Origin of the sequence: Limnobacter alexandrii (assembly GCF_005871185.1) — a bacterium.
Classification (GTDB): Bacteria; Pseudomonadota; Gammaproteobacteria; order Burkholderiales; family Burkholderiaceae_B; genus Limnobacter; species Limnobacter alexandrii.
The window spans coordinates 61,475-87,956 of the sequence record NZ_SWKN01000008.1 but is presented as its reverse complement, the minus strand read 5'-3'; the positions used below and the strand labels follow the sequence as shown (position 1 = coordinate 87,956).

The following is a 26,482-nucleotide window of genomic DNA, read 5'->3' as shown; positions in this document are numbered from 1 at the left end:
CAAAAACTACGCTGCGGAATGAGGTTGAAAATCTAACGGCTGAGTTAAGTCGCGCGGCGAAGCGGCGTCTGCTTGAACGAATTGTTATGTGGCTCTCAATGATATTTGCCATCCACTCCGAGGATAGATCCCGGAGGGTGATAATTGCCATCCACACCTAAGAAGTAACCGGGAGGATGGTACTTGCCATCCACACCTAAGAAGTAACCGGGAGGATGGTACTTGCCGTCCATTCCGAGTGTGCTGCTCCTGGGATGATATTGTCCATCAAGGCCCAAGACATGGTCTTTAGGGTGATAATTCCCATCTAAGCCTAGCACCTCACCTTGTTTGTGGTATTTGCCGTTAAGCCCTAGGGTTGTCCCTTTATCGTGGTATTTGCCGTCAAGCCCGAGAGTAGATCCTGGCTTGTGATACTTCCCATCAAGACCAAGTTGATGGCCTTTTGGATGGTACTGCCCATCAAGACCTAAGAATGAACCGGGCGCGTGGTATTTGCCATCTTGCCCTAAGAACCAGTCAGCAGGGTGGTACTTCCCATCAAGGCCGAGAACCTTAGGTTTGCGTGCCATTAGTTTCCTCCAAATGCGTTGAACTCGAAATTACGTAACTAGTTTTATCGAACAATAACGGCGATATCCATTTATCCGAACATCACTCCTAGAAGCCCCTCAACCAACTGAGCCCTTTGCACATAGCGAAGACTAGGAAATATACTGTACAAGTTAACAGTATAACCAAAACCCAAAACTCGCCGCGTTTGCTTAGCCAATTGCGTACAGTGATTCGCTCTAAACACTTTTCCTGTACAGCCAAAGAGGCTTATGTGTACCGGGTTTTGTTTTGTACTCATTTTCCCAACCCACCATGGCTACCGCAGGCCGGTGCCAAAGCCAATAAAGGTATTCGGGATGCAATTTCAATAGTTTCAAAATGTAAATTAATTAGTATGCAACAGCAAGCAAGCTGATCCGTTCACCCTATTTCTTGGGAAGTAAGCAATAGCCAAAGGCCCGCCCAGCCTTGTTGTACGCAACAAGGCAACACGCGCCACCCTGCATTTGCGGGGTAAGCATGCAAAACTGCACCAAGCAAGCCTAATAAAATTTAATAATCTTTTTACGCAGAAATACGCGCTTAAAACTATAATAAAATACCAATGCGCGCTTATACGCGGCTTACAACATCACATTGACCGAATAAATTCAAATTATTACAATACGTTCAATAACGCGCATAAAATACGATAAATTGATTAAAACGCGAAATAACACGTTTTAGGAATTATATAAATTGACTCAAAAAACGCTTGCAGAACTGGAAACCGCTTTGGGCGAAAACCTGAAACAGCTTCGCCTTAGCCGAAACACCGACCAACGCACACTGGCTGAACAAGCCGGTGTAAGTACCCGTGCGCTGCAAAGTCTGGAAAACGGGGAAGGTTCATCATTGCAAACACTGGTGAAGGTTGTTCGCGCCTTGGGGCGTGAAAGCTGGTTCGACACCATTGCGCCTGTTGCCACCATTAACCCCATGGCCATGGTGGCCAAAGCAGCACCTCGCCAGCGCGCAAGGCGCAAGGTGAGCAAGCCATGAATATCAAGAAGAAAACCGCACGCACAAAAAGCACGGCTTATCAACGCGTGGATCGTGTTGAGGTATTTCTTTGGGGCAAACAAGTGGGCGCGGTAGCGCTAGACCCTGTGTATGGCTACTACGCCTTTGCCTACGCACCTGCCTTTCTGAAAACCGGCATTGAACCTGCCCCCCTGCAAATGCCTTTGAACAACGGCGATCCGTATTTGTTCACCGACCTGCCCGTTGAAACCTACAAACGGTTGCCAGCCATGCTGGCCGATGCCCTGCCCGATGATTTTGGCAATGCATTGATTGACCGTTATATGGCCGAGCGTGGCTTGTCCAAAAGCGACATTACTGCACTTGATCGCCTGGCCTACATGGGTAACCGCGCCATGGGTGCACTCACATTCAAACCAAGCCGCGGGCCTTCAAAACGTGTGGCCACATCAATTGAATTGAGTCGCCTGGTAGAACACGCCAGAAAAGCGGTTACTGGTCAGTTTGACGACGATGAAGATGAATACACCAACGCCGCCTTGCGCAGCATTATTGATGTGGGCACTTCAGCAGGTGGGGCCCGTGCCAAGGCGGTAATTGCTTGGAACCGGAACACTCATGAAATTCGTTCCGGACAAGTGGATACACCGCCAGGGTTCGAACACTGGCTACTGAAATTCGACGGCATGGGCAAAGACAATGAACTGGGTGCATCAGGTGGCTATGGCCGAATTGAATATGCCTATTATTTGATGGCCAAGGCAGCAAATATTGGCATTTCAGAATGCCGCTTGCTTGAAGAAAACGGCCGTGCGCACTTCATGACACGCCGTTTTGACCGGGCTGCAAACAATCTGCGGCATCACATCCAAACGCTGTGCGCATTCAACCACCTGGACTACAAAAAGAAAGGCACGAATGCTTACGCGCAATTATTCGAATGCATTGTGAAACTGCAACTTCCTTATGAACAAAAGGAGGAAGCATTTCGACGCATGGTATTCAATGTGATGGGAAGGAACTGCGACGATCACAGCAAGAATTTTTCGTTTTTGCTGAAGGAAGGATCAAGCTGGGAACTGGCACCAGCCTACGACATTACCTTTGCACACAACCCTGACGGTGAATGGACTCACCAACACTTGATGTCGGTGAATGGAAAATTCAAGAATTTCGCAGAGCTTGATTTGCTGGAAGAGGCGGAGCGCTTTGCAATAGGTTCCGCACCCAGAGTTATTCGAGAAGTTCGCCAGGCCATTGAACGCTGGCCTGAATTCGCATCGCTGGCGGGAGTACCGCCTGCGCAGGCAAAAAAAATTAACGAGCAGCTACTGATTCTATAGCTCCACCAACAATTAGTCGTCTTTTTTGTTTTTTGTCTTGGTGTACAAGTTTTCTGCCCACAGCGCACTTGCATCAGCAGCAGGTGCGTTGGCCTTGCTCTTCCCTACCCTGCGCGCCAACACCACGGCAATAAGCAGCACCACAAAAGGCCCCAACCACAGCACCGCATTTTCCATGCTGTAGGCAGGCTTGTAGATTACAAATTCGCCATAGCGGTCTTGCATATAGCTTTTGATTTCTTCGTTGGTTTTGCCCGCACGAATTTGCTCAGCAATTTTTTCTTTCAAGTCCACTGCAAGCGAAGCATGTGAATCTGCCAGCGATTGGTTTTGGCACACCAGACAGCGCAGCTCGCTGGCCACTTCTTTGTACTGTTCTTTTTCAACTGCATTCAGGTCGCTCACATTCATCGGGAAGCCTCAATGGCGGGCAGTGCCATGCTGTCAAAATAATCGGCAGGTATGGGGCCTACCTGCTTGTGAATAATGGTGTTGTTGGCGCTCATCAAAAAAGTTTCGGGCACGCCATACACACCCAATTCAATGCCGTACTGGCCTTGCTGGTCTACCAAAATCAAATCGTAGGGGTTGCCATATTGTGCCAGCCAGCGGCGGGTGTTGGCCAAGTCGTCTTTATAGGCCAAACCCACCAACTTGATTTTTTTCTGTTTGGCCAAGGCAATAAAATGCGGGTGTTCAACCAAACAAGCCTGGCACCACGATGCAAACACATTCAGCACCCAGGGCTGGCCTTTTAGGGCATCAATATTTTGCAATGTTTGAATGTCGGCAATTTGCACCGCACCCGCCTCAGGCCCGGTAAAGCTGAGCACAGGCAACACCACAGCTGGTGCAGGTTTGCCAATCAAGGCAGAGGGCAATTTTTTTGGATCAAGCCACAAACCGCGTAGCAAAAACACACCTAGAAACAACAAAACCAGAATGGGCAAATAAAGGCGCAAGCGTTTTTTGATCATGCTGCCACCGCGTTTTTTCTGGGGCGGTAGCGGCGATCAAACACGGTGACCAAACCACCCAGTGCCATTAGCGCACAGCCCCACCAAATCAGGTTGATCAAGGGTTTGTAATACAGCCGCACACCCCAGGCACCTACGTTGCTGCTGCTTTGTACTGCATCACCCAAACCCACATACACATCAGAAAACCAGTCGCTGTGAATGGCGGCTTCGGTCATGATTTGTTCAGAACTTTGATAGCGGCGCTTCTCGGGCTCCAGCAAGTGGATTACCGTGCCGTCACCGCGCGTCAATTCAAACACGCCCAGTGCGGCCACATGGTTTTGTCTCTGCACGGAATCAACACCGATGAAGGTGACACGCCATGGGCCAATTTCAGAAGTTTCTCCCGGCTTTAACACAGCATCGGTTTCTGTCTCGAAAGTTTTTACCCAGCTAACGCCCACCACGAACACGGCCACACCCAAATGCGCAAGCACCATGCCCCAGTAGGAAAGTGACAAACGGCGCATGCGATACAGCAAACCACTTTCAGGCACGGCAGTACCGGCCTTGCGTGTGGCCACCGCCGCGTGGGCCAAAGTAGCCACCGCCATGAACACCGCGCACACCACACCAATGGCCCACAACAGGCTGAAATAACCATTGAGCAGCGCAGCACCCACCAACACCAGCAGCGCCACACCCATGGCCACAACGCCCGGCTTTACATATTGCGCAAGGCGGGTTTCGCGCCAGCGTGAATCGGGACCCAAGGCCATCAGCAACACGGCAGGCAACAAAATGGGCGCAAACATGGCCTCGAAATAAGGTTGCCCCACCGACATTTTTCGCCCACCAATTACTTCAACCACCAGGGGGTAAAGCGTGCCCAACATCACCGCCACAAGTGCTGCGCTCATCAACACGTTATTTGACAACAGCAGCGATTCTCGCCCGGTGGCTTTGAAACTACCGCCCTGCCCCACCTCGCCTGTTTTAAGCGCGTACAAAATGTAGGAAGAACCGACAACGATGAACAACAAGGCGAGAATGAACACACCGCGCTCGGGGTCGGTTGCAAATGCGTGTACCGAGGTAAGCACACCAGAGCGAACAAGGAATGTACCCAATAGGGACAAAGCAAAAGTGGTGAGTGCCAGCAGCAAAGTCCAGCTGCGCAAGGCACCACGTTTTTCAGACACGGCCAGCGAGTGAATTAGTGCCGTACCAGCCAACCAAGGCATCAGGGATGCATTTTCGACTGGGTCCCAAAACCACCAGCCACCCCAACCCAATTCGCGATAAGCCCACCAACTGCCCAAGGCAATGCCCATGGTCAGGAAGGCCCAGGCCACATTGGTCCAAGGTCTGCTCCAGCGGGCCCAGGTCATGTCGAAACGGCCCTCGAGCAAACCGGCCACGGCGAAGGCAAAGGTAACCGCAAAGCCCACATAGCCCATGTACAACAAAGGCGGGTGAATGATCATGCCGATGTCTTGCAACAACGGGTTCAAATCCCGACCATCCACGGGTGTGGGGTACAGGTATTCAAACGGGTTGCTGGCAACCAACAGGTAAAGCAGAAAACCCACCAAGACCAATTGCAAAGTGGCCAACACACGTACTTTGAAACAGGCCGACACCTCGAATTTTGCCCATGCAACAGCCTGCGTCCAACCCGCAAACATGAGTACCCACAACAGGAATGAACCCTCGTGCGATCCCCAACTGGCTGCCACTTTGTAAAACACGGGCAAGGCCAAATTCGAATTTTCTGCCACGTTGCGAACTGAAAAGTCGCTGATCACAAAGGAATAGATAAGGCCCAAAAAGGCCACTGATACAAGACCAGAAACCAACAACACATTGCGCTGAATCGATTTCAGCAAAGGCACTGCCGGGGCATGGTTGTACACACCGCGCACAGCTGCAAAACCAGCCACTGCGCCGAACAGGGCCAACACCGTGGCCAGGGCCAGGCTAAACTGCGAGACAAAAGCGATCACTGTTGAACCCCTGGCGGCATGTAGTCTTCATCGTGTTTGGCCAATACTTCACTGGCCACGAAAGTGGTGCCATCCCATTGGCCATCAGCCACAACCCCGGTACCTTCTTTGAACAAATCGGGAACAATGCCGTTGAATTCCACGGGTACCTTGTTGTTCATGTCGCTGACCACGAAGCGAACTTTGAGCGAATCGGTCTCGCGTTGAACGCTGCCCACTTCAACCATGCCGCCCAGGCGATAGGTTTTTTCTCCGGTGGGCACTTCACCGCCCAGAATTTGCGTGGGTGTGTAGAAAAACACCAGGTTCTCGTTGAACACTTTGACCAGGGCAATGCCAAAACCCAAAGCCACCACCACAATGGCTGCCAGCCAGGCGGCCCTGTGCGCGCGCGCATTACTCATTGCCTGCTCCCTTGCCAACTGCTGCCATTCGATTGTCGCGCTTTTGCTGACGAACCAAATCGTTTTTGCTGGGGCCTGCACGGCCAGCCAACACGCCATCCAACAACAAAACCAAAAGGCTTAAACCCACACAAGCCCAAATTGTTTGCCATGCATCAAGAATCATTGTTTTGCCTTTTACCCGTTAAAGCCAACGCCTTTGTACCAACAAACGCCGAGCACGGTTCAACACTGTGCTGGCACAAATCAACCAGAATCCCAACACGCTAAGCCACATGCCCATGGCAATGTCAGGATGAATTCTGCTGCCACTCATCGACACGCTGTAACCTTGGTGAAGCGTATTCCAGAAAACCACTGAGAGGTAAATCAGCGGAATATTCACGGCCCCAATCAACAAACCAACCGCCAGAACCCGATCGGCCTTGGCCGGGTTGGTGGTCAATTGCCCCAAAGCGATCAGGCCAAGATAAATAAACAGCAGCAAGAGCTCGGAAGTCATTCTCGCATCCCACACCCAGTAGGTACCCCACGTGGGCTTGCCCCACAGTGCGCCGGTGATTAGTGCCAACACAGTCATCCAGGCCCCGGTGGGCAGTAGCGCCCGCATCATGACGGCGGACACATCGCTGCGGTACACCCAATTCAACCCAGCATACCCACAGGCCACCAGATAAAGAAACATCGACATCCAGGCGGCGGGCACATGCACGTAAATGGCGCGGTAAACCTCGCCTTGCTGCACGTCTACAGGTGCCAAAAACAAACCCGTGTACAAACCAAAACCCATCAACAGCACACCGGCCGCAAGTAGCCATACCCATAGCCAACTAGCCAGGGCGTGAAATTTTGGGGGTGAAGCCAACTGTGCAAACATCGTTATTCCTGTATTAAAGCCACTAGGCGCTTGGCCACAAATGGCCCAAGCAAACAACCCAACATACCCAGGCTTGCCAGCACGGAAAGCGGTGCAAATGCACTGCGGCCCAAACCACTGGCCTGACTGGCCTCAAGCCCAAAAATTAGCACTGGTACCAGCAAAGGCAAAGCAAGCAAGTAAACCAACACCGCGCCGCCCCGGGTTAACATCACCAACAGCGCGACCAGGCCCAGCAAGGGTGCCACAGCCCATATGCCTGCGCTTAATGCCAGGGTTAAATCAAAGGTTTGAGCGCCAGACAAACCCAGCTGCAAGGCCACCAAACCTGTTACAGGCACCAGCACCAAGGCTTGGCACAGCGCGAGAAAAACCACCCGCACCAACCAATACCAGGCCATGTTGTCAGGATTAAGGCCTGCAACAAAACCAAGCCAGCCTGTGCGGTGATCTTCTACAAACCAGTCTTTGGCACCCAGCATCAGGGCCAGCAGCAAGCTGACCCACACCGCCACTTGCGCAAATTCTGCACTGGGCTTGCCTAGTCCAATTCCAAAAAAACTGAGCACCATCCAGTGAAACAAAGCACCCCACAGCAAGGCTTGCGGATTGCCCAAAGCCACGGCCCAATCACGCTTAAGCAGTGCAGGCAAAGCCACCTTTGCTGAATGGCTGCGGGGCTGCGCAGGGCCTGCATCAGCATTCGTTGAAAAATCGCCCAGCAGGCAGCCTTGTTCAAGCCTGCCCTCTTTCACCGGCACACCCGGCAGGTGTTGCGTTAACACTGCTGCATCCACATGCGTGGCCATGAACACAATGCCCCCGCGCGCAAAGTGGGTGGCCACTGCCTTGGCCAGTGTAGCCACACCTTCATCATCAAGCGCGTTCAAGGGTTCGTCGAGCAACCACACTTTGAATGGCCCCGCCAACAAAGTGCACAAACCCAAACGTGCACGCTGCCCGGAAGAAAGGGTGCCGATGCGCTCGTATTGCCAATTGGCAAGCCCGACCTGTTCAAGCAATGATTCAACGCCGTGGGCATTGCTACCCAGATGACTCAACACAATTTGCAAGTGTGTGTGAACCAACAATTCATCACGCAGACCGAACTCGGGTTTGAACAAAACACACTGGCCCGGCAATGCATTGCCCATCAACCTCAGCAGGGTTGATTTTCCAACACCATTACCACCCCGAATTACATTGATTTCACCCGGCTTCAATTCAAACCCGATTGGGCCTGACAACACCACACCCGCTGCTTCCAGCGCCGGCGTTTTTACATGCAAACCCGCGGCGGAAAGTGAAACGTGCATCATGGATTGGCCGGAACTTCCGGCAAACTTAAATCAACACCCGAGGCCAATTGGTTGCGGGCAAGCGTTTGCCAGGCTGACTCGATATCTCCAGCGCCTGTTTGGGCCATGCCTTGAATCGACAAGCGCGCTTGAATGTGCACGGTGTCGGGCAAACTGCCAACACCACCTTCCTGGATAAAGTCGCCTGGGCCAATACGCACCGCCAGCGTACCCGCACCCAATTGGGAGGCTGGCACGCGAACCACAGCCAGTGGCATGCCGGGGCCGGGTTGCGCCTTCAAGAACACAAACAATGCCGATGATTCCTTCAGACTTTTTAATGCGGCCTCAGGAACGGTTACGTTGACCGTGGTGAGAATGTCCTCGGGTGCCGGGTTCGATTGTTTCAAACTCGCTTGTTGAACCTGGCTAAGCAGTTGCCAGTAAACCTGCGCTTTGTTTTGGTCGCCGGCTTGCTCGGCAGCGCTGGCGGCCAGTGCAAGCGCCTTTTCATGCCGTGGGTCGCTTTGCAGGGCAGCGGCAATGTAGGTTTCCGGTTCACCGGCCAGTTGGCGACCTTGTGCCATGGCGGTCATGTCGGCCAAATCGGCCAGAATGTCCGGGTGCCCGGGTGTCAATTCCAAGGCCTTTTTCAAGGCAGTTGCACTTTCAAGGTAATTCGACATGGAGGCATGTGTGCGGGCCAGCAATACCCAACCCCGCAAATCATCGGGCTGCTCTGCAAGCCTGGCCTGCAAGCCCGCCAGCCTGTCCTCTAAATTGGCACCGTCGCCGGGATGCCCGGCTGAAGCGGCAACGGCTTGGTCCACACTGGGAGCCTGCGCGTTGCTTGAATTCATGTCGGGCCACTTCAATGCGCCGGGGTGCATTGCGCCAATCAAATAGGTGAACAGAACCGCGAACCCCAGGCTGCCTGCAATCAGCCAAGGCATGGCTGCTGGCCGGGCCCACACAAGGCGTGCGGCAGATGAGCCTTCCGGAACCATGTGCGGCTTGCTCTCGCTGGCCATGGTCAGCCAGTTGTCGATCAACACCTGCTTGCTTGCAGCATCGAGAGTGGGGTCTGTTTCAATTTCCTGGCGTCGGTTCAAAAACGCGCGCCACTCGGGACTTTCTTCCAGAGCCCCTACCTCGTTCGTGGTTTTTTGATCATTGGAGAAAAAAAATTCATTCCACGAAAAATACAGGCAAAATACTAGAAAAAACAGGAAGATAAAGCCTACAAAGGCCACGCCAAGACTCAATTGTTAACCCCCAGACATGAAGTAGGGATACTAACATTACCAATGATCACGTAACATTGATGGCTATACAGAAATAAGCGTAAACCCTGAGCAGCATTACCTCTGACTATTCGCCAAGGCGCTGAACACATGATTCAGGACAACCTGTTCAACTACAAACGATTTGTTTTCCTGAAGTGGGCCTTGTTGCTGACACTCGTTTCATCGTTTGCCTACCTTTTTGATCAACCAAGAATTAATGCCAATGGCGGAACCTGGCTGGGTTACACCCTGGGAACCATTGGTGCCCTGCTCATTCTTTGGCTGATGTGGTTTGGGGTTCGCAAGCGCCAATACGCCAATGAAACGGGCAACTTGCGCGGCTGGGTTTCAGCACATATTTATTTGGGGCTGGCCCTGTCGGTGGTGGCTACACTGCACACCGGTTTTCAAATTGGCTGGAACGTGCATTCCCTAGCTTATGTGTTGACCATGGCAACGATTGGCACAGGTGTGTGGGGGCTTAGCTTTTATTTGCGTTACCCCACCGAAATGTCGAACGTGTTGAACCGACAAAGCCCGGAACAAATTGTGGAGCAAATACAAACGCTCGACCGCGAAGCTCAAAAACTGGTCAAAAATTCTGCTGACCTGGTGGGGCGAATTATCGCTTCTTCGCACAAGCAAAACATTTACCCAGACCGCAGAAGCCAGCGCAAGGGAACTGTGAAAAACTGTGCCACCGAAAAAGCGATTGAATACCTGCAGCAGGAGATGACGCGGGTGGACAGCCTTTCAGATATTTACAAAAACCAGGTGCAGCGATTGCGCGCTTTGAAACAATTGCGCCGATATTATCACTTGCGGTATTGGCTTGAACTTTGGTTGTCTGTGCACGTGCCCCTGTCGTTTGGTTTGTTGGCAGCGCTGATTGCACACGTGTTGTCTGTTTTCATTTACTGGTAAGCGAACATGGCCGAACAAGAAAAAAGCCCGCTTCAACGTGAGCAACAGGCACTGCAAAAACCCCTGGGGCTGAAACGCCCGCTGTCATGGATTCTTTTTGTACCCATTCTTTTCGCATTTCTTGTGTTGCCTTTGCTGGCCATGCAAGCACCCGAGCTTTTTGGTGTTGAGCCCACAAGCACAGATGAAAAACCACAAACCGTGGCTATTGAAAATTTGCCTGTGAATGCACACCCCAGCCTACAAAGCACACCGGTTTCAAGCACACGCAACACAACGGCACTGGCATTGGATTCGATTTGGAACCCGGGCCCACTGGCTTCAGCCCACGCCAACCTTGAAGGTGATTGCCAGGCTTGCCACGCAGGTAATTTTTCGCGTGTGAAGGATGAAAGCTGCCTGGTGTGCCACAGCAATATGGGGCTGCATGTGGCCGAGCAAACCGTGCCGGATACTTCTTTTGAAGAGGGCCGCTGCGCTAGCTGCCACCGCGACCACAAAGGGCGCGAGAGCCTTGCAGAGCAGAACAAACATTTTGTGGGTGCCGATTGTGCGGCTTGTCACACCGACATCAAAACCGTGGCCCCAAAAACTGAAACACTTGCGGTTAGCGACTTTGCGGGCGACAAACACCCGGCATTTCGAATTACTGTTGCAACAGGGCCAGAACCCAGCGATTTACGCAGAATTCGCATGGCGGCCAACACACCGATTGTGGAAAAAACCAGCCTGAAATTCCCCCACGACGTTCACCTTGACCCCAAGGGCATCGACAGCCCGAGCAAGAAAGTGGTGATGGAATGCGCCAACTGCCACGAACCCGCAGACACGGCAACCGGGTTTAAAACACTGAGCATGGAAAGCCACTGCCAAGAGTGCCACAAACTGAGTTTTGAACCGGCTTTGCCGGATCGCCAGGTGCCCCACGGACCGGTTGATGCGGTGCTAAGCACAGTGGAAGAGTTTTACAGTTACCTTGCACTGCACCCCGAAGAACGCAACAAAGTGAATGCACAACGCGCGGTGCTGCGTGCACGCCCCGGCGAGAAAAACCCGAACCGCTCCAACCTTCGAAACCTGAGCGGCAACCCGCGTGCGCAGGCCTCTTTTGCAACAGTGGAATTGTTTGAAAATACCGCCTGTGCGGTGTGCCACGAGGTGAAAGCGGTGGATGGTTTGGGCAACACAAAAACTTCGGGCTCCAGAATGCCGCAGTACGAAATTGCAGACATTAACCCGGCACACCCGTGGATGCCCATGGCCAAGTTCGACCACAAAGCCCACGCCTTTGAAAGTTGCGAAAGTTGCCACAAAGCAAGCAAGTCCGAGGAAGCCAGCGATGTGCTGATGCCCGCAATTGACGGTTGCCAAACTTGCCATGCAGGCAGCAAACCCGCGCTGAACAAAGTTCAATCGGACTGTGGCGTGTGCCACGAATACCATATACATAACAAAGAACTGGCAGCGAAGTAATCGCCATTCGACGCAGTAACTTGAGTAGACAGACCAGCAGTGAACTGGGGACTTGCAGGCAAGCAGGTCCATTGAAAAACAAAGATGAGCGAGTTAGAAGTCGATGCGCAAACGCACAGATGCAGTAAGCGGCCCTAATGCCGTAACAGGCACAGCAACAAAACTGAAACGAATCGCCATGGCGGTGGCGGTTTGCCTTGCAACGCCTTTGGTGTTGGTGTCTTGCGGTGGTGGGGGTGGTGGCGGAAGTTCGTCTGAACCCAGTTTCAATATTGAACCCTTGGGCACGCAAAGCCTGTCCATTGCAGAGGTCAACGACATTGTGGCCCGCGCGGTGCAGGCATCCATTTCTCGCGGCGTGCAATCAACCATTGCCATCACCGACCGGGTGGGCAATGTGCTGGCGGTTTATCAAATGACCAATTCCAGCCCCTCCGTAATCATTACAAGTGGACTAAGTGGTGCCGACGGCATGGGTCTGGATGGGCAGTCTGTGCCCAGCGAATTGGCTGCAATTGCCAAAGCCATTACCGGGGCTTACCTGTCTTCAACAGGGAATGCTTTCAGCACGCGAACGGCCAGCCAAATTGTTCAGGAATTTTTTCAACCGGGTGAAACAGGCCAGCCCAGCGGCCCACTGTATGGTGTGCAGTTCAGCCAACTGCCCTGCTCTGATCTGAATGTGTGGCTTTCTCAAAATGCCACCATTGGCCCGAAACGATCGCCCTTGGGTTTGTCCGCAGACCCTGGTGGTTTTCCGATTTATCAGGAAGGCCGGGTGGTAGGTGGTATTGGCGTGATCGCATCGACCGATGCTGGCACGCAGGGCGTGTACGGACTGGACCGTGACATTCTGACCAATGAAGTTGACCTTGAAGAAGAAATTGCCTTTGCCGCACTGCCCGAGGCCTTCCGTGCGCCTGAGCAAATTCGGGCAAACCGCATTACTGCAAACGGACAAACCTTCCAGTTTTCCAACACCACGCCCGCCGTGGCAGGTGCTGCATCGCTGGCTGGCAATGGAAGCTTTGTTGCGGTGGCTGGCTACAAAGCAGTTGCGGGTGTGATTGCAGGAACATCGTATGGCACAAGCCAATCTGGTTATGTGGCCACCACGGCGCCCGCCTTTAATGGCCTGGACACCTTCACCTTAATCACCAACCCGGCAGACAACACCTCGGTTCGTTTCCCTCCAAGCGCTGGCGGTAACCTGACGCAGCCTGAGGTGCAAAACATTCTGGTTGAAGGCATGAAGATTGCCAACCGGGCTCGAGCACAAATTCGTATTCCTCTGGGAGCAGCCGCGCAAGTGACTGTTAGTGTGGTGGACACCACAGGCCAGGTTTTGGGCTTGGTACGATCATCGGATGCGCCTATTTTTGGCACTGATGTGTCTGTTCAAAAAGCGCGCTCCGCACTTGCATTCAGCTCGGCTGAAGCCTTGACTGATTTCACAGCAATTGATGCAGGCAACCATGCCGCCTTTGCAAACGCCATGAATACCTTCTTCACACAAACTTCAAATGCCTTGAACGGCTCGGCGGCTTATTCAGCGCGCGCAATTGGCAATGTGCACCGCCCCTTGTTTCCCGACGGTGAAGTGGGTACCCCAACAGGCCCGCTTTCAACCCCCATTTCACAGTGGAGCCCTTTCAACGTTGGCTTTCAGCTGAACATTGTGACCAACAAGGTACTAGGCACCCTCACGGGCACAGGCCGCGCGGCAAACCAGTTTTCACCGTCGGCAGCGCTCACCTGTGTTGACGACGCCAATATTCCCGCTGGTCGACAAAGCCGTTTCTCCAACGGGCTGCAAATTTTCCCCGGTGGTTTCCCGATTTACAAAGGCGACACACTGGTGGGTGCAATCGGGGTATCGGGCGATGGTGTGGACCAGGATGACATGGTGGGTTACCTCGGCGTAATCAACGGGGCTGCAGCAGTGGGCAGCGCCATGCGCCCATTCCCATCAACCTTGCTCACCGCCAATGAATTGTCCAACTCCGGCGAATTTTTGAAGTATGTGCAGTGCCCGCAAACTCCGTTCAACAACAGCAGTGAACAAAACGTGTGCCCGACACCATGAACAAGAACAACCACATCATGCGTTTGAAACCCCTGGCTGTTGGGCTGATTTTGGCCGGCTTGCTGCCCTTGCCCGCCATGGCACAAATTCGGGCTGATATTCGAAGTGAAGCGAAGCCCAGCATTGTTGCCCAGGTATCGGAAACTGTTGAGCGGGTTTCCCGCAAAGTGGCGGGTATACCGGAAATCGCTGAACTGGAAAACGCGGAACGCCCGCTGGTGTTGCTGCAGGTTTTCGACAACCGAACAGTGGTGTATTCACAGCCACAAAAAAACGCGCGCGCCATTGGCGAGTTTTTCAAGGGCCAGTTGGTCGATGCGTTTGAAGAAAAGAACGGCTGGTATCGCGTGCGCATTCAGGACAGCCTCTTGGGCAGTACCGACGGCTGGGTTCAACAAGGCACGGGCCAATACGGCGAACAAGCCTTGGGCGTGTTTGCACCCCGCGCATTTTCGGCCGATGTGTTGCAAGACCAGCCCGGCACAGGCATACGCCCATCGAGCACAGCCACACCGGGTTTGGTTCCGCAAACACCGCAAGTGCAACGGGCCATTCCCGGGCGCGACACACCCATTGTGCCGCGCGACATTGCAATTCCGGTAATCGACCCCAGCCAGGTGCCACCACCCTTGCCCAACCTGCCCCGTGAAACCGTGGCAGTGCCCGATCGCTGGCGTATCATGCAGTCGCTGGGTTTCAAGTTTCCGCTGTTCGACCCCTACAACCAGAACGTGATCAAGGGCGACTTGCCTGTGTTGCAAAACACACTGGGGCCCGACTGGTTTTTTAATCTGGGTATTATTGCCGACACGCTGTACGAGCAACGCAATTTTCCTGTGCCAGTGCCACCAGCCACATCGAGCACTTCTGGGCAAGCCAATATTTTTGGCGACGGTGAGCAATCCATTTTTGCGCACAACCTGATCGTCAGTTTGTCGCTGACCAAGGGCAACACCACCTTCAAACCACCAGACTACGAATTTCGTTTAACCCCGGTGTTCAACTACACCGATGTGCGGGTGAATGAAGACCGCCTGCTGAAAATCGCATCTTCTTCCGGTGATGTTCGCCGGGAAGGATTTGTGGGCATTCAGGAAGCGTTTGTGGACGTGCACCTTCGCAACGTGTCGGATCGCTATGATTTCGACAGCTTGCGCGTGGGCATTCAGCCCTTCATCAGCGATTTCCGGGGCTTTCTGTTCCAAGACCTGCCCATGGGCATTCGCCTGTTTGGCAACCGCAACAACAACATTTACCAGTACAACATCGGCTATTTCAAGCGGGTTGAAAAAGACACCAACAGTGGCTTGAACGACATTCGTCAAGACCTGCGCGACGATGATTTTTTCGTGGCCAATCTGTACCGGCAAGACTTTCCGTTTTTGGGTTTCACCAGCCAGGTTTCTTATATTCACAACCGCAACGATGAGGACGGTGAACGTTACTTCGATGCCAACGGCTTTTTAGCGCGCCCCTCTTCATTGGGCGATCAAAAACCCTTTGGCTACCATGTGGACTATTTTGGTCTCAGCGGTGACGGCCACTATGGCCGCATGAACATCACCACCTCCACCTATTACGCCACAGGTAAAACAGACAGGCACCCGCTTGCCCAGCGCGAACAAGACATTGATGCATTCTTTCATGCCACGGAATTGTCGCGCGACTTTGACTGGTTCCGTTTGCGCGGCAGCTTCCTGTATGCATCGGGCGATGAAGACCCGTTCGACGGAAAGGCGGAAGGCTTTGATGCCATATTCGAGAACCCCCAATTTGCAGGGGCCGACACCAGCTTTTTCATCCGTCAGAATATTCCTTTGATCGGTGGCGGCGGCGTGTTTCTATCGGGCAGAAATGGCGTGCTGCCCTCACTTCGTTCAAGCAAGGAACAAGGGCAATCCAATTTCATCAACCCAGGCCTGTTGTTGGTGGGTGTTGGTGCCGATATTGATGTATTGCCCGAGCTGCGTTTGGTGGCCAACCTGAACAAGCTTGAATTCGACAACACCAATGTGCTGGGTACTTTGCGCCAGCAACGCCCACCGTCCACTGATTTGGGCATTGATGCATCAGTGGGTTTTCAGTACCGGCCTTTCTTCTCGCAAAACGTGGTGGTGAACGGGTCGTTTGCCAAGCTGTTGCCTGGCAAGGGCTACAAAGAATTGTTTCCGGAAGACAAGGACCCTTACTCCTTTCTGTTTAACGTGATTTTGAGTTTCTAAAGCAGGTTGTTTGTTGATGAATTTGAATACCGCCATTGCTCCTCCAACAAAGCCCGCCAGCAACAATCGCTGGAAGGGCTGGCTGTTTGCATTGGGTTTCGCAGTGGCCGCTGTTTCCACTCTGGGTATCGCCCCGGTGGCTCATGCCGCCAGTGAAAAGCTGCCTGAAAAAAGTTACACCATGGCGCCTGCAGCGCCTGAACGCCAAACGGCGCAACAGGCCTTTGCAAAAACCGAAGGCTGCATGACCTGCCACACACAAACCGACCAACACACCATGCATGCCAACCCTGGCGTGGTGTTGGGCTGCACCGATTGCCATGGCGGTGACGCCACCGTGAAATGGAACGGCAAAGAAGACAAGCAAGGCTCGTTGGCATACGACCACACCCGCGCTGCGCGTGAAAAAGGCTTTGCACCCGAATACCGTGCCGCGCTGGACAAAGCGCACATTGCGCCACGCAACGAGAAATTCTGGAACTACCCTTCGTCAGCCAACCCAAAACGTTCTTATGCCAAGCTGAACAAAGAGCACCCTGCTTACATTCGTTTCATCAACCCGGGCGATTTGCGTGTTGCACGCGAGGCCTGTGGTGCATGTCATTTACCGGTCATTCAAGCCCAGGAACGTAGCCTGATGAGCACCTCGGCCATGCTGTGGGGCGGTGCTTCTTATAACAATGGAATCTTGCCTTACAAGCGCTACATTCTTGGCGAGGCTTACACGCAAGATGGTCAACCTGGTTTGCTGAAAAACCCGGTGGAGGCCAACAACGAGCTGTTTGTTCACAAGGGTATTCTCAATGAACTGGCGCCATTGCCCGCGTGGGAAACCACGCCCCCGGGCGACATATTCCGCGTATTTGAACGCGGTGGGAAGGTGATTAACAGCATATTTCCCGAGGTGGGCTTGCCCAACGTGCTGGGTCAAATTCAGCGCCTGGATGAACCAGGGCGGCCCGACATCAAACAGTCTAACCGGGGTCCTGGCACGGGCCAGCGAATTGCGGTACCTTTGATTAACGTGACGAAAACCCGTTTGAACGACCCGCACCTGTGGTTTCTGGGCACCAATGAGCAACCGGGCGATTACCGTTCATCAGGCTGTACAGGTTGCCACACCATTTACACCAACGACCGCGACCCAAAGCACGCAGGACCCTACGCCAAGTTTGGTCACGATGGCACCACACAAACCATTGACCCAACCATTGCAAAAAATGAAAGTGGCCACCCGGTGAAGCATGAATTCACCCGCGCCATTCCAAGCTCGCAGTGCATGGTGTGCCATATGCACCAGCCTAACGTGTTTGTGAACAGCTATTACGGTTACATCATGTGGGACTACGAAAGCGATGCGCCGCACATGTGGCCAGAAAAGCAACGCTACCCCACCGATTCGGAAATGCGCGAAATTCTGGATCGCAACCCCGAAGAAGCGGCGGTGCGTGGCAAGTGGAGCGACCCTGAGTTTCTTAAAAACGTGTCCACACTGAACAGCAAATTGAAAGACACCCAGTTTGCTGATTACCATGGCCATGGCTGGAACTTCCGCGCGGTGTTCAAGCGCAACCGCAAAGGCGCATTGCTGGATGCCGAGGGCAATGTTGTTGCCGACGACGACCCCAAGAAATTCGACAAGGCAGTACACCTAAGCTCCATTCACCTGGACGTGGGCATGCACTGCGTGGATTGCCACTTTGCGCAAGACATGCACGGCAATGGCCACATTTACGGCGAAGTGGCTGCCGCAGTTGAAGTGGATTGTGCCGATTGCCATGGCACTGCCACCAAATACCCCACCTTGCGCACCAGCGGGCCTGCCGCACCACCCGGCGGCAGCGATTTGACCCAATTGCGAACGCAAGACGGGCGTAAGCGTTTCGAGTGGCGCGATGGAAAGCTATACCAGCGCGCGGCACTGGACCCCAACAAAGAATGGGAAATGAGTCTGGTGAAAGACAACATGAACCCGGCCCACCCTGAGTACAACGCCAAAGCAGCACGCGCCAAATTGATGGGTGCAGGCGCAGAGGGCCAGGATGGCAAATGGGGCCCGGGCGTAAAAGAACTGGCACACGACAACGACAAGATGACCTGCTTCACCTGTCACTTGAGCTGGACCACCAGCTGCGCGGGTTGCCACTTGCCCATTCAAGCCAACTGGAAAACTGAACGCCTGCACTATGAGGGTGGAGAAACCCGGAATTACGCCACCTACAACCCGCAAGTGGCACGCGACGACATGTTCCAGCTTGGCGTACATGGCCCGGTGAAAGGCAACCGCATAGCGCCAATTCGTTCAAGCTCGGCTTTGATTCTGTCGTCAATGAACGCGAACCGCGAGCGTATTTACATTCAGCAGCCACCGATTGCAGCCAGTGGTTTTTCTTCACAAGCTTTCGCACCGCATTACCCGCACACCGAGCGCAAGGAAGAAACCAAAACCTGCAGCGATTGCCATTTGTCACGCGAGGATGACAACAACGCCATCATGGCGCAGCTGTTGTTACAGGGCACCAACTTCGTGAACTTCATCGGATTCAATGCCTGGCTGGGTGGCACAGAACACATTGCAGCAGTGACCGTGACCGAATGGGATGAACCCCAAGCGGTGCTGGGCAGTTACTTGCACAAATACGCCTACCCTGATTTCTATCAAAACCATTTGAACCGCAACCGGGAGCTGGCCGACACTGTGGTGCCAGCGCTGATGGACCACACCACCAAAGGCGTGGCCAGTTGCCTTCAACTGCGTGGCGAGTATGTGTTTGTGGCTGAAGGAAAAGGCGGCTTCCGCGCCTACGACGCAGCCAGCGTGGCCAACAAAGGCTATGGGCAACGCGTGATTACGGCGCCGTTCAGCCCGCTGGGCCACGACACCCATGTGGCCACGAAAAACGCCACCTGCATGGCCCTGCCCACCAACCAGCCCATCAACCCCGAGAAAAACCAGGGCGATTTGATGCGCATTACCAATATGGAACAGCCCTTTCACCCCATTTACAACTACGCCTTCATCACCGACAGTGAAGAAGGTTTGATTGCAGTGAATGTGAACACGCTGGCCGATGGTGAACCCCGCAACAACTTCTTTGAACGCGCTGTAACCTGGAATGAAAACGGGGTACTGACTGGCGCAAGCCACATTACCTTGGGTGGGCACTATGCCTACATCACCACGCCCAAGGGGCTTGTGTTTGTTGACATCAACAACCCCTTGAAGCCGCGCCACATTACCACCCTGCCCTTGCAGGATGCCCGCGCAACTGCGGTGCAATTCCGTTACCTGTTTGCCACCACAGCAAAAGGCCTGGAAGTGATTGACATTACCCACCCAGAGAAGCCCGAACACACCGGCGCAGTGGTGCCACTGGCCGACGCACAACGCGTGTACCTGGCACGCACCTACGCCTATGTGGCGGCGAAAAAACAGGGCTTGGTGATTGTGGACATTGAACGCCCACGCAAGCCAGTGGTGTACCAACAATTTACTGCTGACGGCCAACTGAATGACGCGCATGATGTGGTGGTGGGTTCTACCAATGCATCGTTGTTTGCCTATGTGGCCGATGGGGTGAATGGTTTGAAAGTGTTGCAACTGACTTCGCCAGACACCCAGCCCAAGTTCTATGGCTTTTCGCCTGCGCCCATGCCTGAATTGATTGCATGGCGCAAAACGCCAAGCCCGGCGCTGTCGGTGTCGAAGGGACTGGACCGTGACCGTGCGGTGGATGAAACTGGCGGACAAATTGCGGTGTTCGGCCGCATTGGTTCACGCCCATTTACACGCAAGGAAATGGAAGCGTTTTACCTGCGCCCGGATGGCCGTTTGTGGACGGTGACTGACAAGGTTGAAAAGGAAAACTACTTGCCCAAGCCCAAAGTGAATTCTGTGGCTTTCAGAAAGGACTAAGCCATGACAGCCCGCATTCTATCCTCGTCTGCTCTTGCCCTTTTGGTAGGCATGCTGACCATGCCCCTGACTGGTGCCGCCCAAACAATGCCACACCAGTCGCCGCATCAATCGGTGGGCACGGTGAACTGTGCCAGCAGCACCTGCCATGGCAGCATTGCCGAACGCACGGCCACGCCTGTTTTGCAAAATGAATACACCACCTGGCTGCGCGAAGACCCACACACCCAGGCCTATGCGGTGTTGAAAAATGCGCAATCGCAACGCATTGCAAAAAACCTGGGCCTAGCCCAACCGGCACACGAAGCCAAGGTGTGCCTGGATTGCCACAGCCACAATGTACCTGCAAGCAAACAAGGCCCCCGCTTTGACAAAAGCGATGGCGTGAACTGCGAGGCCTGCCATGGCCCAGCCGAAAAGTGGATTAAAACCCACGTCGAACCGAAAGCCACCCATGCCAAGAACATTGAAAATGGCCTATACCCCACCAGCGACCCCTATGCTGCCGCCAAGCTGTGTACCAGTTGCCATGTGGGCGATTCAAGCCGCCCCATTACCCATCAAATTATGGGTGCAGGCCACCCGCGTATTTCCATTGAAGTTGAAACCTTCATGGCGCTGGAACCACCGCACTACAAAATTGATGAGGATTGGGTCAAGCGCAAAGGCGCTTATGATGCAGGAAAAATTTGGGCGATGGGCCAGTTCGCCAGCAGTGCAAACCTGCTGGAATTGATTGCTGACCCGAAGCGAAATCGCCAAGGCATCATGCCTGAACTGATGATGTTCGACTGCCACGCCTGCCATTCGCCCATGAGCAAGAAAGACTGGTCGAAAGACCTCGCCCGCAGCCCGGGGCAGGCGCGCATCAATAACTCCAGCCTCATCATGGTTCAAGCCATTGTTCGCGCGGCAGCACCACAGCACAGCAGTGACATTGCCAAACTGGTGAATCAGTTGCACATTTCAAGCACCTCGCCAGCGGCCAACTTTACTGAAGTTGAACGCGCAGCAAACGTGCTGCACGCACAACTGAACACCGTGCGCAAAGTGGTTGCCACCGTGCCATTCAATGAACAAGTTTTGGAAAAAATTCTGAAAGACCTTGTGAACATGGCGGCCAGCAACCAGTACGCCGATTTCGCGGGTGCGGAGCAAGCCTATATGTCGATCAGCAGTGTGGCCAACGGTTTGGCCCGCAAAGGCAATTCGCGCATTGCGCAAACCGTGAACTCGAAAATGGACCGTTTGCTGAAATTGCTCAGCAATGATGAAGCCTACGATCGCGAAGCATTTCAATCCGAACTGCTGGCCCTGAAAGCAGCGGTGGGAGCGTAAACCATGCAAGACAACCTCAAACCCATGTTTGCCGACATTGCAGCCGAACTCGACATTGCCATTGTGGGTTCTGGCCCTGCGGGCTTATCCGCCGCGGCGCGTGCGCAGCAACTGGGTTGCAAGTACGTGTTGTTCGAATCAGAAAACCATGCATCGGACACAATTTACAAGTACCAAAAGGGCAAGCATGTGATGGCTGAGCCCGGCTTTTTGCCCCTTCGCAGTGGCATGTCCTTTGAAGCAGGAAAGCGGGAAAGCATTTTAGGCACCTGGGATTCTCAGCTGCTGAATCAAAAAATCAATATTCAGTACAAGAAAACGGTCAGCAAAATAGTCAAACTGAATGATGGTGCCGGGCCGTTCGAGCTGACCTGCGAGGATGGCACTACAACCACAGCACGCACCGTGATTCTTGGGATTGGCCTGCAAGGCAATATCCGAAAAATTGGAACTGCTGGCGACGATCTTCCGAATGTTCAATACACCTTGGCTGACCCTGACGAGTTCAACAATGAAACCATCATTGTGATTGGTGCGGGTGATGCCGCCATTGAAAACGCACTCGCCTTGATGAAGAACAACACGGTGGTGCTGATCAACCGCAAAGATGAATTTGCCCGGTGTAAAGAAGGCAACCTGAATCAGATTCTCTCGGCAGACAGGAATGAAGATTTACGCATTTTCTACAACACCAGCACCAGTGCAGTGGAGGAAATACCGGAGGCCAAAGAAGGCGAACCCACCCTGAACTACCGCTACAAAGGCCCGGAAGGTGAGCAGGCCATGCCTGTGCACCGCATTATCGCCCGTTTGGGCGCGACACCGCCCCGTGGCCTCGTAGAAAGTTTTGGGGTGACATTCCCCAACAGCGACCCCAACGCCGTGCCTGCGCTTAGCGAAACTTATGAATCCAATGTGCCTGGTTTGTTTATTGTTGGTGCCTTGGGTGGCTACCCCTTGATCAAGCAAGCGATGAACCAAGGCCATGAGGTAGTGGACTCCATCATGGGCTTGCCGGTGGTACCCGCAGACGAGCCACTGCTGGCTGAGAAATTCAAACCCTTGGGTGATGTTTCCGTCTCGGCCGTGCTCGATATGATCCTCGAGAATGTTCCCCTGTTCAACCAGATGACCCGCCTTCAATTGCGTGAGTTCATGCTGGAATCAACGCTTCACCAACCCAAGAAAGGTTCTGTCATCTTCCACAAAGGTGACTACACCAGCACCTTCTTTGCGATTGTGCAGGGTGGCGTTGGCATTGAATTGGTGAACAAGGAAGGCAAGCCATTTATTCTCAACCTCGAGACAGGCAATTACTTTGGTGAGATGGGCCTGATCTCCGGTCGACGCCGCACTGCCACGGTGTATGCAGGTGAAAACTGCGTGTTGATTGAAACGCCCCGCAAGGCCATGCTGAAGCTGATTGCCTCGGTGGATGCGGTGCGCCGTACTCTCGACGAAACATTCGTGCGCCGCGCCTTGTCGACTCACCTTGCACCGCAACTTGAGCCTGATGAAATCGAACAATTGATTGCCTCAGGCATCAGCGTGACCCGCTATGTACGGGGTGAAAAACTGTTCAGTGAAGGCGACAAAACCGATGGCTTGCATTTGATTCGGCGCGGATCTGTTGCAGTGTCCAAGTTGATTGATGATCAGGATTCGGTGCTTTCTTATGTGTCCGCAGGCAGCTATGTTGGGGAAATTGACCTGGTCGATGGAACAGACCGACAGACAACGTGTACCGCGACGGTACTGACTGAAGTGCTGTTGATTCAGGCCGACGCGGTGATCGACGTACTGAGCAAAAACAGCAATTGGAAAAAAGCCCTGCAGGCCAAAATTGGCAAACGGGTTCACGATGCCATTTTCCGGGAAAGCACTGCGAAACGCGAAAGCGATTTGATTCACTTCCTGATGAAGCAAGGTTTGGGAGATGCAACCAACGCCTTGGTGATTGATGAGAACCTGTGCGTGCATTGTGACAATTGCGAGCGTGCCTGCGCAGAAACACACGATGGAATACCGCGCCTGGACCGCGACGCTGGGCCCACCTTCCAGAACATTCACTTGGCACATTCCTGTCGACATTGTGAACAGCCACATTGCATGAAAGACTGCCCACCCGATGCCATTCGCCGAAATGAAAAAGGCGAAGTGATGATTGCAGACACCTGCATTGGTTGTGGCAACTGCGCCAAAAACTGCCCTTACAACGCCATCGAATTGCGGGTTAAACCGCCCCCCAGAAAAACCGGCTTGTTGTCTTGGCTGCTGTTTGGCGCGGGTGGCCCTTTGGGTGAACGCCCAGCCAAGTACGATGCAAACTCGATCAAGAAAGCGTACAAGTGTGACCTGTGCCACGGCAAAGAAGGTGGCCCGGCGTGTGTTCGTGCCTGCCCTACTGGCGCGGCATTCCGGATTTCACCCGAGGTGTATTTGAACCAGCAAAACGAACTGATCTAAGCCGACCAGGTTGGCTTGAATCGGTTCGTTTTACTTCGTATCAAACTGGGTAACGCCGTCCCAGTTTTCAGGTGGGGGGTTCAACTCAAAATACTCGATGCGGTTTTCGTAGAGGGTATGCAAGGTAGCGTTGGTCACAGCGCTGCCCTGCAATCCAGCCAATTGTTCACGCGCCAACTGCCATTTCTGGGCGCGAAACGCAGTGAGAAATGCGTTCCATTGTTCCAGCTGATCGAGGCTGGCTTGGTTCAGTGCGGTGCGCTCGCCCAAAGGCGCATAAATTGAAACCGGCTCGTTCTTTCCCTTCACTTTCACGGCATCCAATTCTTGAAACAGCATGCCTGGCACAGCGGCTTTGGTTTGTGGACCCACGATAACGCCCACACCATAAGTTTTGGTGATGCCTTCCAGGCGAGAACCCAGGTTCACAGCGTCGCCCATCACGGTGTAAGCACGGCGAATTTTAGAGCCCATGTCGCCCACGCGCATTTGCCCGGTATTCACACCCACCCCGATGGCCAGCGTTGGCCAATTTCGCGCCAAAAGCCGCTCATTCAAACGCACAGCTTCTTCCTGCATGGCAATGGCTGCTTTGGTGGCCAACTCAGCATGTTCGGCATCGGCAATGGGTGCCCCCCAAAAGGCCATGATGGCATCACCAATGTACTTGTCCAGCGTGCCACGGTGAGAGCGAATGATCTCGGACATCACCGTGAGGTATTCATTGATGTACTCGCGCAATTCATTGGGCTTGAGTGATTCGGAAATGGTGGTGAAACCACGCACATCGGAAAACAGCACCGTGAGTTCACGGCTGTCACCTTCCATGGAATAGCGTGTGGGGTCGGCGGCCATTTCAGACACCAGTTCCGGGGCGACATACTCTCCGAACAAATCCACCATCTGCCGCTTGCTGCGCGACTCGGCCAGATATCCATAGGCAACGTCGAACATGAATATGGCAAGCACCAGCAACAACACCACCGCCACGGGCAACACCAGACCAGCCTGAAAGTACAACAAAGAATTGATCGCGATGCTGGCCACCAGCACGGCAAGTGCAACCAACAGCGACCAGGTGGCGCTAAGAATGGGCATCATCACACTCAGCACAAAACCCACGGCCAACACTGTAATAAACAGCAAGCCCTGCGAATACTCGGGCCGAAGTTTGTAAATGCTGTCGAGCATTCCGCTGATTACATTGGCATGCACTTCCACACCGGGATAGGCCGGGTTCACGGGCGTGCTTCGCAAATCGAGCAGGCCTGGTGCCGTGGTGCCAATCAGCACGATTCGACCTTCAATGTCTTCGGGCTTCAATGTGCCGGCAAGTACGTCGGCCGCTGAGACATAACGGTAGCCGCCCGCCTTGGGACCGCCCTTGGCCCGGAAATGAACTCGGGTTAGCAAGCCGCGTTCAACGGGAATGTCCAACTCGACATCTGGAGACCTCAATGCAATTAATTCAACTGCGCCGTAGTCATCGGGTACACCTTCCGGAAACACAGGTATCACTTGTGGATTGCCCAAGGCCCGCCGCAGTGTGCCCAGCGCAAAACTTTGATAATAGGCATCGTTGAATTGAGCGAGCAGCGGAATGGAACGAACTGTGCCGTCCTCGTCCACAATCGGGTTGAAGTAACCACCCTCTGCATTTTTCTGAAGCACGGGAATATTGCCGCCATAGCCCTGCCAGCTGGTGCTGTCCAGGGTTAAATCTCCCAACTGGCTTTTCTTGAACAAGGCAGGCGGCAAAGCGCCAGATAGCGCAGTTGCATCCTGATTCAGGTAATACCCCAATACCACGGGCCGGTCAGCCAGTATGTCGGCCAATTGGGCATCTCGATCAAATCGCGCCTGTATTCCTGATCGCAATTGCTGAAGCTGATTGCTAAGCGCTGGCTTGTTTTCAATAATGGTGTCCAAGGCCAGAAGCGCATCACTTTGCTGTGGCTCGGCAAACACAATATCGAAACCGACGGATGCAGCACCCAACCTGTCGGTCAGCTCAACAATCAGTTTGGCCACCACATCTCGAGACCATGGCCAACGCCCCACTTCGCTCAAGCTTTGTTCATCAATGTCGACAATCACGATGCGCGGGTCAAGCTCGGGCAGCTGTGCCTCTGCCCGAAGCCTTACATCGTAGATAAGATAATCAAGGCGCTTCACCACTTCGCTGGGCGCGAAGCCCAGCACATGCAACAGGGCCACTGCCGTGAACGAAAAACCCACACCGATTCGAAATGCCTTGCCGGCGATTTTTCGCCAGGACTTGATCAATTTGCTCATGCCTTACCTAC

At 53.6% G+C, this 26,482-nt stretch carries 19 protein-coding genes; 9 read left to right on the top strand and 10 right to left on the bottom strand.

Translation table 11 applies throughout. From position 1 onward, the window contains the following. Positions 1 to 95: 95 nt before the first annotated feature. Positions 96 to 572, bottom strand: a complete 477-nt coding sequence (locus FCS97_RS09995; protein ID WP_138518299.1) for a hypothetical protein — start codon at positions 570 to 572, stop codon at positions 96 to 98. A 721-nt stretch (positions 573 to 1,293) separates the two neighbouring features. Between FCS97_RS09995 and FCS97_RS09990 the strand changes: the two genes are divergently transcribed. Both FCS97_RS09990 and FCS97_RS09985 read left to right on the top strand, forming a co-directional pair. Beyond that, on the top strand, positions 1,294 to 1,596 hold the full coding sequence (locus FCS97_RS09990) for a helix-turn-helix domain-containing protein (protein ID WP_212746476.1): 303 nt from the start codon (positions 1,294 to 1,296) through the stop codon (positions 1,594 to 1,596). Further along, positions 1,593 to 2,921: a type II toxin-antitoxin system HipA family toxin gene (locus tag FCS97_RS09985; RefSeq protein ID WP_138518298.1), complete on the top strand. Its 1,329-nt coding sequence runs from the start codon at positions 1,593 to 1,595 to the stop codon at positions 2,919 to 2,921. Before FCS97_RS09990 ends, FCS97_RS09985 begins: the two co-directional genes overlap by 4 nt. Positions 2,922 to 2,933: 12 nt before the next feature. On the opposite strand, the gene FCS97_RS09980 is transcribed toward FCS97_RS09985, so the two are convergent. The 8 genes from FCS97_RS09980 to FCS97_RS09950 are packed head-to-tail and all read right to left on the bottom strand — an operon-like array spanning position 2,934 to position 9,730. Continuing rightward, entirely contained in the window at positions 2,934 to 3,332 is a 399-nt protein-coding gene (locus tag FCS97_RS09980) for a cytochrome c-type biogenesis protein (protein WP_138518297.1), read from the bottom strand. After that, positions 3,329 to 3,898 (bottom strand): DsbE family thiol:disulfide interchange protein, encoded by a 570-nt coding sequence (locus tag FCS97_RS09975; protein ID WP_008251126.1) that lies wholly within the window; start codon positions 3,896 to 3,898, stop codon positions 3,329 to 3,331. The genes FCS97_RS09980 and FCS97_RS09975 overlap by 4 nt, the downstream gene beginning before the upstream one ends. Further along, complete coding sequence (locus FCS97_RS09970) at positions 3,895 to 5,886, bottom strand: heme lyase CcmF/NrfE family subunit (protein ID WP_138518296.1); 1,992 nt, start codon at positions 5,884 to 5,886, stop codon at positions 3,895 to 3,897. Before FCS97_RS09970 ends, FCS97_RS09975 begins: the two co-directional genes overlap by 4 nt. Next, entirely contained in the window at positions 5,883 to 6,290 is a 408-nt protein-coding gene (gene ccmE, locus FCS97_RS09965) for a cytochrome c maturation protein CcmE (RefSeq protein WP_138518295.1), read from the bottom strand. Before ccmE ends, FCS97_RS09970 begins: the two co-directional genes overlap by 4 nt. Continuing rightward, complete coding sequence (locus tag FCS97_RS16550; RefSeq protein ID WP_171035261.1) at positions 6,283 to 6,456, bottom strand: hypothetical protein; 174 nt, start codon at positions 6,454 to 6,456, stop codon at positions 6,283 to 6,285. The genes ccmE and FCS97_RS16550 overlap by 8 nt, the downstream gene beginning before the upstream one ends. 18 nt (positions 6,457 to 6,474) lie before the next feature. Then, entirely contained in the window at positions 6,475 to 7,167 is a 693-nt protein-coding gene (gene ccmC, locus FCS97_RS09960; RefSeq protein WP_138518294.1) for a heme ABC transporter permease CcmC, read from the bottom strand. A gap of 2 nt (positions 7,168 to 7,169) precedes the next feature. Beyond that, positions 7,170 to 8,486: a heme exporter protein CcmB gene (locus FCS97_RS09955; protein WP_138518293.1), complete on the bottom strand. Its 1,317-nt coding sequence runs from the start codon at positions 8,484 to 8,486 to the stop codon at positions 7,170 to 7,172. Then, entirely contained in the window at positions 8,483 to 9,730 is a 1,248-nt protein-coding gene (locus FCS97_RS09950; protein WP_212746475.1) for a tetratricopeptide repeat protein, read from the bottom strand. The genes FCS97_RS09955 and FCS97_RS09950 overlap by 4 nt, the downstream gene beginning before the upstream one ends. Positions 9,731 to 9,859: 129 nt before the next feature. Between FCS97_RS09950 and FCS97_RS09945 the strand changes: the two genes are divergently transcribed. The 7 genes from FCS97_RS09945 to FCS97_RS09915 all read left to right on the top strand — a co-directional run bounded on the left by FCS97_RS09945 (position 9,860) and on the right by FCS97_RS09915 (position 24,176). Next, entirely contained in the window at positions 9,860 to 10,675 is an 816-nt protein-coding gene (locus tag FCS97_RS09945) for a hypothetical protein (protein ID WP_138518291.1), read from the top strand. Between the two features lie 6 nt (positions 10,676 to 10,681). Further along, complete coding sequence (locus tag FCS97_RS09940; protein WP_138518290.1) at positions 10,682 to 12,148, top strand: cytochrome c3 family protein; 1,467 nt, start codon at positions 10,682 to 10,684, stop codon at positions 12,146 to 12,148. 103 nt (positions 12,149 to 12,251) lie between these two features. Further along, on the top strand, positions 12,252 to 14,234 hold the full coding sequence (locus FCS97_RS09935) for a heme-binding protein (protein WP_212746474.1): 1,983 nt from the start codon (positions 12,252 to 12,254) through the stop codon (positions 14,232 to 14,234). Further along, positions 14,231 to 16,456 carry an SH3 domain-containing protein gene (locus FCS97_RS09930; RefSeq protein ID WP_138518289.1) on the top strand — a complete coding sequence of 742 codons (2,226 nt, stop codon included), beginning with the start codon at positions 14,231 to 14,233 and terminating at the stop codon, positions 16,454 to 16,456. Before FCS97_RS09935 ends, FCS97_RS09930 begins: the two co-directional genes overlap by 4 nt. Positions 16,457 to 16,472: 16 nt before the next feature. Beyond that, complete coding sequence (locus tag FCS97_RS09925) at positions 16,473 to 20,372, top strand: LVIVD repeat-containing protein (protein ID WP_171035260.1); 3,900 nt, start codon at positions 16,473 to 16,475, stop codon at positions 20,370 to 20,372. A gap of 3 nt (positions 20,373 to 20,375) precedes the next feature. Beyond that, entirely contained in the window at positions 20,376 to 21,710 is a 1,335-nt protein-coding gene (locus FCS97_RS09920) for a multiheme c-type cytochrome (protein WP_138518288.1), read from the top strand. Between the two features lie 3 nt (positions 21,711 to 21,713). Then, positions 21,714 to 24,176 (top strand): cyclic nucleotide-binding domain-containing protein, encoded by a 2,463-nt coding sequence (locus tag FCS97_RS09915; protein WP_138518287.1) that lies wholly within the window; start codon positions 21,714 to 21,716, stop codon positions 24,174 to 24,176. Between the two features lie 30 nt (positions 24,177 to 24,206). Here FCS97_RS09915 and FCS97_RS09910 read toward each other — a convergent pair whose 3' ends face one another. Continuing rightward, on the bottom strand, positions 24,207 to 26,471 hold the full coding sequence (locus tag FCS97_RS09910; RefSeq protein WP_138518286.1) for a CHASE2 domain-containing protein: 2,265 nt from the start codon (positions 26,469 to 26,471) through the stop codon (positions 24,207 to 24,209). Between the last annotated feature and the right edge of the window lie 11 nt (positions 26,472 to 26,482).

What these genes read in the sequence shown, in the direction of transcription:
- FCS97_RS09940 (WP_138518290.1), top strand. Translation starts at nt 10,682, where the DNA reads ATGGCCGAACAAGAAAAAAGCCCGCTTCAACGTGAGCAACAGGCACTG.
- FCS97_RS09920 (WP_138518288.1), top strand. Translation starts at nt 20,376, where the DNA reads ATGACAGCCCGCATTCTATCCTCGTCTGCTCTTGCCCTTTTGGTAGGC.
- FCS97_RS09985 (WP_138518298.1), top strand. Translation starts at nt 1,593, where the DNA reads ATGAATATCAAGAAGAAAACCGCACGCACAAAAAGCACGGCTTATCAA.
- FCS97_RS09930 (WP_138518289.1), top strand. Translation starts at nt 14,231, where the DNA reads ATGAACAAGAACAACCACATCATGCGTTTGAAACCCCTGGCTGTTGGG.
- ccmE (WP_138518295.1), bottom strand. Translation starts at nt 6,290, where the DNA reads ATGAGTAATGCGCGCGCGCACAGGGCCGCCTGGCTGGCAGCCATTGTG.
- FCS97_RS09945 (WP_138518291.1), top strand. Translation starts at nt 9,860, where the DNA reads ATGATTCAGGACAACCTGTTCAACTACAAACGATTTGTTTTCCTGAAG.
- ccmC (WP_138518294.1), bottom strand. Translation starts at nt 7,167, where the DNA reads ATGTTTGCACAGTTGGCTTCACCCCCAAAATTTCACGCCCTGGCTAGT.
- FCS97_RS09980 (WP_138518297.1), bottom strand. Translation starts at nt 3,332, where the DNA reads ATGAATGTGAGCGACCTGAATGCAGTTGAAAAAGAACAGTACAAAGAA.
- FCS97_RS09935 (WP_212746474.1), top strand. Translation starts at nt 12,252, where the DNA reads ATGCGCAAACGCACAGATGCAGTAAGCGGCCCTAATGCCGTAACAGGC.
- FCS97_RS09910 (WP_138518286.1), bottom strand. Translation starts at nt 26,471, where the DNA reads ATGAGCAAATTGATCAAGTCCTGGCGAAAAATCGCCGGCAAGGCATTT.
- FCS97_RS09975 (WP_008251126.1), bottom strand. Translation starts at nt 3,898, where the DNA reads ATGATCAAAAAACGCTTGCGCCTTTATTTGCCCATTCTGGTTTTGTTG.
- FCS97_RS09955 (WP_138518293.1), bottom strand. Translation starts at nt 8,486, where the DNA reads ATGATGCACGTTTCACTTTCCGCCGCGGGTTTGCATGTAAAAACGCCG.
- FCS97_RS16550 (WP_171035261.1), bottom strand. Translation starts at nt 6,456, where the DNA reads ATGATTCTTGATGCATGGCAAACAATTTGGGCTTGTGTGGGTTTAAGC.
- FCS97_RS09995 (WP_138518299.1), bottom strand. Translation starts at nt 572, where the DNA reads ATGGCACGCAAACCTAAGGTTCTCGGCCTTGATGGGAAGTACCACCCT.
- FCS97_RS09915 (WP_138518287.1), top strand. Translation starts at nt 21,714, where the DNA reads ATGCAAGACAACCTCAAACCCATGTTTGCCGACATTGCAGCCGAACTC.
- FCS97_RS09925 (WP_171035260.1), top strand. Translation starts at nt 16,473, where the DNA reads ATGAATTTGAATACCGCCATTGCTCCTCCAACAAAGCCCGCCAGCAAC.